This is a genomic window from Candidatus Synechococcus spongiarum SH4 (assembly GCF_000586015.1).
In the GTDB taxonomy this organism is placed as follows: domain Bacteria; phylum Cyanobacteriota; class Cyanobacteriia; order PCC-6307; family Cyanobiaceae; genus Synechococcus_B; species Synechococcus_B spongiarum_F.
On sequence record NZ_JENA01000044.1, the window covers coordinates 1 to 9,713 of the forward strand.

General features: G+C 53.4%; 4 protein-coding genes and 1 pseudogene. 2 read left to right on the forward strand and 3 right to left on the reverse strand.

The genetic code is table 11. From position 1 onward, the window contains the following. Positions 1 to 89 precede the first annotated feature (89 nt). Positions 90 to 335, forward strand: coding sequence for a photosystem I iron-sulfur center protein PsaC (psaC, locus tag BG35_RS0103425; protein WP_025781716.1), 246 nt, complete (start codon positions 90 to 92; stop codon positions 333 to 335). A gap of 109 nt (positions 336 to 444) precedes the next feature. Further along, positions 445 to 2,298, forward strand: coding sequence for a glutamine--fructose-6-phosphate transaminase (isomerizing) (glmS, locus tag BG35_RS0103430; protein WP_025781717.1), 1,854 nt, complete (start codon positions 445 to 447; stop codon positions 2,296 to 2,298). Here the strand turns inward: glmS and rlmN are convergent. From rlmN to BG35_RS14240, 3 genes and pseudogenes are all read right to left on the reverse strand, one after another. Beyond that, the gene (gene rlmN, locus BG35_RS0103435) at positions 2,285 to 3,322 is read right to left on the reverse strand and encodes a dual-specificity RNA methyltransferase RlmN (RefSeq protein ID WP_034416852.1); all 1,038 of its coding nucleotides are present in this window, start codon (positions 3,320 to 3,322) and stop codon (positions 2,285 to 2,287) included. The two genes, glmS and rlmN, sit on opposite strands and share 14 nt — an antisense overlap. Positions 3,323 to 3,378: 56 nt before the next feature. Further along, positions 3,379 to 3,534 (reverse strand): CAB/ELIP/HLIP family chlorophyll-binding protein, encoded by a 156-nt coding sequence (locus tag BG35_RS0103440; protein WP_025781719.1) that lies wholly within the window; start codon positions 3,532 to 3,534, stop codon positions 3,379 to 3,381. A 458-nt stretch (positions 3,535 to 3,992) separates the two neighbouring features. Then, a pseudogene (locus BG35_RS14240) lies at positions 3,993 to 9,470 on the reverse strand (DNA-directed RNA polymerase subunit beta''); the annotation flags it as partial. Between the last annotated feature and the right edge of the window lie 243 nt (positions 9,471 to 9,713).

Sequence of the window (9,713 nt, forward strand, 5' to 3'; positions counted from 1 at the left end):
TAAACAACCGTGACGTGATCGTTGCATCTTGCGGATGATCGGAAAGTTACTGCGTAAGCTCAGGGGGCAATTGTTCGTAACTTCCGGGCATGTCCCACAGCGTCAAGATCTACGACACCTGCATTGGCTGCACCCAGTGCGTGCGCGCCTGCCCTCTGGATGTCCTGGAGATGGTTCCCTGGGATGGCTGCAAGGCCAGCCAGATTGCCTCTTCTCCCCGCACTGAGGATTGCATCGGCTGCAAGCGTTGTGAAACCGCCTGCCCAACAGACTTTCTCAGCATCCGCGTCTACCTGGGCGACGAGACAACCCGCAGCATGGGCTTGGCCTATTAGCCTCTGCCTGGCGGCTCAAGACAGCGGTTCCATGCCCGAGAAGGCCATGGCCACTGGCGCTTTCCCGCCAGGCCTGTCAAACTGAGGCCACTCTCAGTGCTGGTGCGGTATGTGTGGCATCGTGGCCACGATTGGCTCCCGCGAGGTGGTCCCTCTTCTGCTGAAAAGTCTGCAACGCCTTGAGTATCGGGGCTACGATTCCGCCGGTTTGGCCACGGTAATGCCCGGCCAACTCCACTGCCGCAAAGCGGAGGGGAAGTTGGTCCATCTGCGGGAGAAGCTGGAAAAGAGCCCCGTCGCCGGTTGCTGCGGCATTGGCCATACCCGCTGGGCCACCCACGGCAAGCCGGATGTTCGCAATGCCCATCCCCAGTTGGATGAGGCTGACCAGGTGGCGGTGGTCCAGAACGGCATCATCGAAAACCATCGTCTCCTGCGCCAAGGCCTGGAGCAGCAGGGCGTTCGCTTCAGATCCGACACGGATACGGAGGTAATCCCTCACTTGGTGGCCCAGGCCCTGGCGGACCTGCGGGGAACGGCGCCCCCAACAGACCTGCTGCGCCAAGCGGTGGCCCGTGCGGTTGAACAGTTGGAAGGCGCCTATGCCCTGGCGGTCGTCTGGCAGGGTCAGCCTGGAGAGTTGGTTGCGGTGCGCTACAATGCTCCACTTCTGATTGGCCTGGGGGAAGGGCAGTTTTTCTGTGCTTCCGATACCCCTGCTCTGGCAGGTTTTGCCAGCACCATCGTCAGTCTGGAGGATGGGGAAATGGCCCGTCTCACCCCCTTGGGGGTGGAGTTGTTTGATGGATCCGGTCAGCGCATCCAGCGCACCCCTCAACCTTTGCGGGGGGACGACTACACCGCCAATAAACGGCACTTTCGTCACTTCATGCTCAAGGAAATCCATGAGCAGGCGGATGTGGCTGCTGCCTGGGTGGAGCGCTGCCTGGCGGCGCCGGCTGATGAGAGCCTGGCAACAGTTCTCCGGAACGTGCAGCGGGTGCAGCTTCTGGCCTGTGGCACCAGCCGCCATGCCGCCCTGGTGGGGGCCCATCTCCTTGAGCAGTTGGCTGGCGTTCCCAGCAGCGTGCATTACGCCAGCGAGTTTCGCTATGCGCCGCCGCCGCTGATGCCCCAAACCCTCACCATTGGGGTGACCCAATCCGGAGAAACCGCTGACACCCTGGCGGCCCTGACCATTGAGATGGAACGGCGCCATGCGCTGGAGCCCAATGTTCCGCCCCTGATGCTGGGCATCACCAACCGCGCTGACAGCTCCCTCGGCCGCTTGGTGCCCCATGTTCTGGACCTCAAGGCCGGGGTGGAAGTCGGCGTGGCGGCCACCAAAACCTTTCTGGGCCAGATGCTGGCCTTCTACGGCATTGCCCTGCTCCTGGCCAGCCAGCGCCATGGCGCCTCGGCCCAGGTGAAAGCCTGCCGGCAAGCCCTGGAGCAACTGCCGGAGCAACTCTCCCGGACGCTGCACGCCATGGACCAGTGCTGTGCAGAACTGGCCCATGGTTTTGCAGAAACCAGGGACGTGATTTACCTGGGGCGGGGCATCAACTATCCCATTGCCCTGGAAGGCGCCCTGAAGCTGAAGGAAATCAGCTACATCCATGCGGAAGGCTATCCCGCTGGCGAGATGAAGCATGGTCCCATTGCCCTGCTGGATCAGCATGTGCCGGTGGTGTCCATTGCCACGCCCGGACCGGTGTTCGAGAAGGTGCTCTCCAATGCCCAGGAGGCCAAGGCCCGTGATGCCCGTCTCATTGGCATTGGTCCCGTCTGTGGGGACACGGAGATCTTTGACGTGCTGCTGCCCATTCCCCCCGTCCATGAACTTGTCTCGCCCCTCTTGACCATCGTGCCCATGCAACTGTTGGCCTACCACGTTGCGGCCCACCGGGGTCTGGACGTGGATCAGCCGCGCAACCTGGCCAAGAGCGTCACCGTGGAATAGGGGCGGCTGCGGTGGTTGATAAACGGCGGCGCAGTTGGCCACAGGCGGCATTACGGTCCAGGCCCCGACTGGACCGCACACTCACCGCCACCCCCTGCCGGGCCAGGATCTGCCGAAAACGCTCCACCCGCTGGGGACGAGGACGTTGAAAGTCTTCCTCCGGGATCGGGTTGTAGGCCATGAGGTTGACATGGCTTTGAAACCCTCGGACTCGTTCCGCCAACTCCACGGCATGATGGGGCTGATCGTTGATGCCCGCCAGGAGAACGTACTCGAAACTCACCCGCCGTCCTGTCTGGGCCACGTAGGAACGACAGTCCTCCAGCAAGTCCTCCAGAGGATAGGCCTTGGCAGTGGGAATCAAGTGTTCCCGCAGAGACTGGTTGGAAGCATGGAGGCTCACAGCCAGAGTTAACTGGCTGCGCCCCAACTGCTGACGAGCCTTCCGGGCAAGGGTGTTGATGCGGTGGGGAATGCCCACGGTGCTGATGGTGATGCGCCGCTGGCCAATGCCCAGGTCACGGCAGAAACATTGAACGCTGCTCAACACTGCGGAAAGATTGAGCAGGGGCTCTCCCATTCCCATGAACACCACATGGGTGGGTTGACGTCCCATGACCTCCCCCATGCTGAGCACCTGGTCAATCATCTCGTGACTGGCCAGGGAGCGTTGGTATCCTCCTTTGCCCGTGGCGCAGAAGCGACAGGCCATGGGACACCCCACCTGGCTGGACACACAGACGGTCAACCGCTCCGCCGTGGGAATCCCCACAGTTTCAACGGTGTTCCCGTCCTCAAGCTCCAACAACAGCTTGGTGGCGCCGTCTCCAGCCTGAACCTGCTGCGCCAATCGGGAGCGTCCAATGCCCACATGCCGATGGGCCTCCCGCCAATCCCTGGGCAACACGGTGATGGCGCCCAGATGCCGTGCTCCTCGGTGGTAGATCCACTGTTGCAGTTGACGGACACGGTAGGGAGGCTGGCCGGTGGAGGCTAACCAGGCCCGCAGGTCGTCAGGACTCATCCCCAGCAGCACGAAGGCGTCCGGGGCGGGATTCACAGGAGGAGGATTCAGTTGGGTTACTTCCACACCAGCAGTCCGTGGCCCAGAAGGATTTCCACCAGCAGTAGAGCCATAAAACCCACCATGGCAACGCGCCCGTTGAGTCTCTCGACATGGCCGTGGAACCCACAAGCGGGCTGGCGGCGTTGTGGAACAATGCGAGGCTCAAGCATGGCAGTCGACGAAGAAGAAAGTAACAGAGGAACCAAGGCTAAAGTTCAAACCTCTCGTCCATGGGCAGGGACTCTGTTTCCAGGGACTCTGCCTGTGCGCTGTCATGGATGATAAGGTTCTCTTCCGGCTTCTTCCAGTCCTGCTCATCAGGCTCGTCTTCTGTGCTGCTCTGCTCCTGGGGGAGAGCCTCTGAAGGGAGCGCCGTGTCCACCGGATCGTTGGATTCACCCGGGCGTGTCAAGGCAGCGGGACTGATGCTGGTGTCGTCAATCCGGCGGCGAGCTTTGCGAAGCTGCTCATCCGATGGGTCGTCCAGAACAGGGGCAGCGTGACTGGGTACAGGAATCTCAACCGTGTAGTCCGGCCGCAAACTGGATAGGCGACGGTAGCCGGTTTGATCATCGTCGAGAATGTCGGGATGGGGGCCAGCCTCATCCTGTAATTGATCATCAAAGCCATCAAAGCCTGTGCCAGCAGGAATCAGACGACCGATGATCACGTTCTCCTTCAGGCCACGGAGCAAGTCGCTTTTGCCCTCGATTGCCGCTTCTGTCAACACCCGCGTAGTTTCCTGGAAACTGGCGGCGGAGACAAAGCTATCGGTATTGAGAGAGGCCTTGGTAATACCCAGGAGCATGGGAGAGAACTGGGCTTGCATTCCACCAGTGACAGCGATGGCTGCATTGGTTTTGGCCACCTGGGGCAGTTCAACCAACTCCCCGGGAAGGAGAGTGGTGTCTCCAGCATCTTCAATCCGCACCTTGCTGGTCATTTGACGCACGATTACCTCAATATGTTTGTTGTCAATGGTGACCCCCTGGGACCGGTAGACCGACTGCACCTCGTCCACCAAGCGCTGCTGCACAGTGGCAATGGCTCCTTGGGCAGCCTCCATCGTAGATTGACGGCGGCGCAGCAAATCCTTGAAGTGAACCTCCAGAAGTTCATGGGGATTGATCGGTCCATCGGTTAACGCACTTCCTGCCTGGACCTGATGACCATCCGAAACCATGACATTGCGCCCCAAGGGAATGTCGTAAAGGTGGACACGATCATCTTCCGTCATCATGGGTTCAACCACGGCAGGCATCTCCGTAGAGACGGGAACCTTCATCTGTCGAATCAATTCAATGAGTTCGCCTTTCTTGAGGGTGTCCAGAGGTGGAGGTGGAGGAAGAATCCCCGCCTGGCTCAGTTTTTGACAGAGTTCTGACTTCCTGACAGACTGACTCTGCTGTGACAATGGCCTCAAACCATGCTTCTTGCAAAGTTTTTGCAGTGTCTTGATGGATTGTTGCTCAAGACTTGGCTTAAAGAAGGTTGAAGCCTTCTTCCCTCTCGGGTCAAGCTGGTCTGCAAGCTGTACAAGCTGCTGCTTATCTAAATCCTCCAGAGGCTGTGGTGGAGCTTGTACACCAGCATCTTTCAGAGTTGCACAAAGCGCTGTCTTATCAAGCTTGGAATAAGCCTTTAACCCATTGTCTTTGCAATATTTCTTGAGTTGGCGAGATGACTGGCTATCAAAACTACCTTCCAGAAATTCTGCTCGATTCTTCTGAAAAGGATCAATCTCATTGATAAAAGCGATAATATTTTTCTCCTTTTGTGTGTCAACTGAAGGAGCTTGCATAGAAACATCTGCATCCTTCAAGTATTGAATCAAAATAGTCTTTGTCCCTTTTTTCTTCGGGGGAGCGATATGAATATTGTGTTTTCTGCTCAGTTGTTCCAGTTCAGCAAGTGTTTGTTGATTCAAGTCACCCTTCAACAAGTCCATGCGCTGCTCACCAGCAGGATCAAGCTTCTCCACAAGGTCAATCAGTTGGTCAGCCTTGAGATCCTGTAATGCTGGGGGTGGAGCCGTGACGCCAGCACGCTCCAGCCTGTGGCAGAGCTCCGGTTTTTTCCATGAGGTGTAGCCCTTCAGGCCGTACTGCCGACAAAGATCTTGCAGGTGCTTCACCATCAGCGCGCTCAATTCGCCCACACCCAGCAGTGCTGTCTTGTGTTGATCCTCGCTCCATGGAGCCGGTCTGCTGACTTTGGCTGGTCCCCCAAACATGCTGTGATCCGAAGGGATATCATAGGAGCCATCCCCTTGCTGCTCCTCAATGATCTTGACCGAAACCTCTTCGTCCTCATTGACCTCCAGCTTCACACGTCCTGAACTCTGACACAGGACGGAAGCATCGCGAGGCCGACGGGCTTCAAGCAGTTCTTCGATGCGGGGCAGACCTTGCACAATATCACCCGTTTTGGCCCGTTCAAACACCAGCAGAGCGAGGGCGTCACCGCGCTGCACCAAGCCGCCATCCCGAACGTGAAGAATGGACTCCGGAGAGACCATATAAGGGCGGCCAACACGGAGACGCAGCCAACCTGGACGGATAGCTTCCACCACGCCACTGGTGGGGGAGGTGGTATGAACCTCCCCAATCACCACAATGCCGGATCGTTTCGTCTTCAGCCCCTGAGCCAATATGTCATCACTCTGGACATATTGCCCTTGCTGGACTTGAAGGGGAGTCTGGTTACGGTTGATCTGATAAACTTCTTGAGACAGAGGATTAATCAAAAGAGCAGAGCCTTGAGGAGTATCTACAGACTGAACATAAGTCAATACATCTGTAACGAGATCTCCTGCTAAAGCCACGCCTGGATCAACCAATATGCCTTTGCAGAAGCGCTTCAGAATACTCTGATTGTCACAGAAATGCTGTTCTCCAGAAAGAATGGTGATGCTGTTATCCGTAAGAATCGCTACACCGTCGATTTGGCTGATGATAGGGGCTTCGGTCAGCCGTGTTCCAGGGTCTATCCATTGTCTATCAGTAATCAATAGGTCAACATTTGGGTTAAATACGTGAGTTTCCTCTAAAGTAGCAAATGTCTTAACCTGTACTGGACTAAGCAATAAAGCAGAACCTTCCGGAGTATTAACAGATTGAATATAAACTGCAGAAAGATTTCGTAAGTTCTCCGAATCTTCAATCATATCTTTAGTAATCATTTTATCGTTAATGTCGGATAACAAACCTTTTCTAAAGTGATCTAACATTAATTGGTCTTGACACATCTTTAGCTCACCATCGCAAATTGTCAACTTTTGTTCTTTATAGCTAATCATTACAACACCAGATAACTTACTATAGACATCTGGCATGATCTCAGTACCAATCTCAACTGACTGGCCATTGACAACGAGAAGAGGTGTATCTTGATTAAATGAATAAGATTCCTGTGGAATGGTAAACTCTTGCACAGGACTAAGCAGCAACATTGAACCCTCCAGTCTGTCAACAGATTCAACAAACGTCAATGTGTCTAGTGTGACGTCTTCATCTAAAACAAAACCCTCTACAACCAATTGGCCTTGCTGGAAGCGCTCCAGAGTGCTCTTATTTTTACAAGATATTAGCCGGCCGCTACGAATATTCACTGTCTGAAGGTGGGGTCCCTTTGTGACTCTGGCAATGCCACTGATCTGGTTATTTGTGGCCACTATTTCCGTTCCCTTCTCCACCCACTGACCATGATGATGAAAACGTTGAGTGCTGGGATGAATGGGGCAGGTCTGTTGCTGATCAAGGGGACTGACCAGCAAACCAGAACCTTCTGGGGTCTCGACAGCCTCAACGCATGTCAAGGCGCCTGCAAGCGGCTCTTCAGTGATGGACTGCCACGGGTAAACCAACTGGACCTTACGGAAAGATTCACAAGCATGTTTATCATGGCAAAGATGGATGTCACCGCTACGGATTTTCAGTTGGCAGTCAGGCAGGTTCTCCTGGTGCTTCACCAAGGGATCCCCTTGCACAAGACGTTCTCCTAGTTTTACATCCACAGAAATACTTTCCGGAACCACAACATTGAAAGTATCTGATTCCCGCTCCACAATCAATCTCCGAACAGGCTCAGCCTCAAACTCAGCTGGCTTCTTACCTACACTTCTTACTTGATTATTAATTCTTTCCACTGCGGAAAGCTCAACCACAGCATCTTTCTCCAACGGAGTATCCCAAGACTTTGTAATACGTGCCTCAAGAGGAGGAATTTGTACCACACCATCTTCTTTGCAGAGAATCTGTGTTGTGGCGATAATCTGGCCCGGCTTCACACGCTTGCCATCTTCTATTTTCAATTCCGTGTGCGTAGAGCCATGAGTTGCATCAGACAGGGTGTCGCGGCGTACCAAAAGACTTTCCAGGATCACCATGCTGAGCCGCTGGCTCTTCTTGGTACGACCGGGCACCACTTCCACATCGACAGTCATCTGTGGTGTTGTATCAGCGGTTTCAAGAATGACTTGGGTGCGTAGAAGCTCCACTGGCTCCACGGACTTCACCAGCTCACCATCCTTGAACATCAAGCGCTGTTGAGCTTTCAAGGTCATGGAAGGACCTTTGGCTTTCTTAATTGACGTGGTGGCAGGAACATAAGCATCGTCTGGAATGGCAAACTCTTCGACGGGACGAAGAAGAAGGAAGGGACTACCCTCGGATGGGTCCAAAACAGACTCCACATAATGAATATCCTTAGCAATCAATTCACCTTCAATTAATGTATCTCCAGGATTAACAAGTATACCTTCCTCAGAAAAGCGCTCAAGAGCTTCTTTGTGATTCACTTTGTTCATATCACAATAATGTACTTCACCACTTCTTATGATTATCTCTCTCAAAATATCATTTTTCTGAACGACTGTTACAATGCCTGAAATCTGACTAAAGATATCTTTGACAACTTCAGTTCCAGTTTCAATTTTCTGATAATTCTTGACCATCAACAAAGAAATATCCTTATTGATTTCATGGGTTTCCTGGGGAATCCATAGTAAGGTCCCTCCATGAGACAGTTCAAAGCCATGCTTATTTGAACGGGATTTCTTAATACTTAAGCCGGGACTAAATTTCACTAAACCACCGCTCTGGGTCTTGAAGCGCTCATCGCTCAATTCAGCAATAACGTCACCCTGATTAACTTTATTGCCCGGGTTAGTATTTAGACGATAGATTAAACCATCATCACTTTCTAAATGCCACAGCTCACCAGCATGGCTACTTTCTTCAATTAACTTTAGATCTTTAATTGTAAGCCTAGCTGTAACAATCTGCACCTCGCGTGAGTCACCTGTAGCGTCTCGCAGACGTACATCACCACCATATTCACTTCGTAGGCGACTTTCTGCAAGCACATCACCTGTTTGAACTGCACAATCAGCCTCAACCACTGGTTCAGCGTTGGGAGGCAAATTATAAACGTCTCCACTAAGAACCCAGAGTTGTCCTAATCGTTGTGCTTTAACAGTAACGTTACCTTGGCGGTCTGTGGCTTCTCGGGGTTGAATCTCCTTGTCATAATTAACTTGACCAGCCAGGTCACAGATAACATTCTTGGTGGCCTTTTCAACACTCTTCTTCACATTACCACTTGCAATCTGTCCCAGCACATCGTCGCGGTTGACAAGACTGTCGTCCTTGACAAATAGAACAGAACCAGAGGTTATGGAGACGCTTTGCTCCTGGCCCGAAGTGGATTTGACAGTCAACTGGAAATCCGTTTCAGCAATATAAGCATTAATACCATGGGGTGTGCGGTAGGGCCGTACCCGTGCCTGATCGCCAAGGCTAACAATACCGGCAACTGTCGAGCGCACAGTTCCCGTTTCTGCTGTGCTCACACCGCCAGTATGGAAGGTGCGCATGGTGAGCTGAGTACCGGGCTCACCAATGGACTGGGCAGCCACAATACCCACAGCTTCTCCCAGATCAACCAGCTTGTTGTGGGCCAAAGCCCAGCCATAGCAGTGACGGCAGACGGATTTTGGCGTCTCGCAGGTGAGCGGCGAACGGACCTTCACGGCTTTAACCTGATGGGCTTCGAGCTGGGCACTGATCTCAGCACTAATCTCCGTATTGCGGGTTAGTAAAAGTTGCTCTTTTTTGATGGGATAAATATTAACTAATCCTGCAATTGGACTTAACACGCCATTGGAGATCTCAGCATTGCGCTCAACCCATTGATTCTTCTGAACAAGAAGAGGAAAGGTATTTGTGTTAATAGTATAATCACTTTGAGAATGAAATTCGCTAAGAAACAAAGCACTATCCTGATCAGATACAATAGATCGTACATACGTGTACCGAGTCACTTTCAGATTCTTGGCTACGGTATCGCC

Bases quoted from the DNA above. Each gene is read 5' to 3' on its own strand.
- BG35_RS0103440 (WP_025781719.1), bottom strand. From the start codon at position 3,534: ATGCTTGAGCCTCGCATTGTTCCACAACGCCGCCAGCCCGCTTGTGGG.
- rlmN (WP_034416852.1), bottom strand. From the start codon at position 3,322: ATGAGTCCTGACGACCTGCGGGCCTGGTTAGCCTCCACCGGCCAGCCT.
- psaC (WP_025781716.1), top strand. From the start codon at position 90: ATGTCCCACAGCGTCAAGATCTACGACACCTGCATTGGCTGCACCCAG.
- glmS (WP_025781717.1), top strand. From the start codon at position 445: ATGTGTGGCATCGTGGCCACGATTGGCTCCCGCGAGGTGGTCCCTCTT.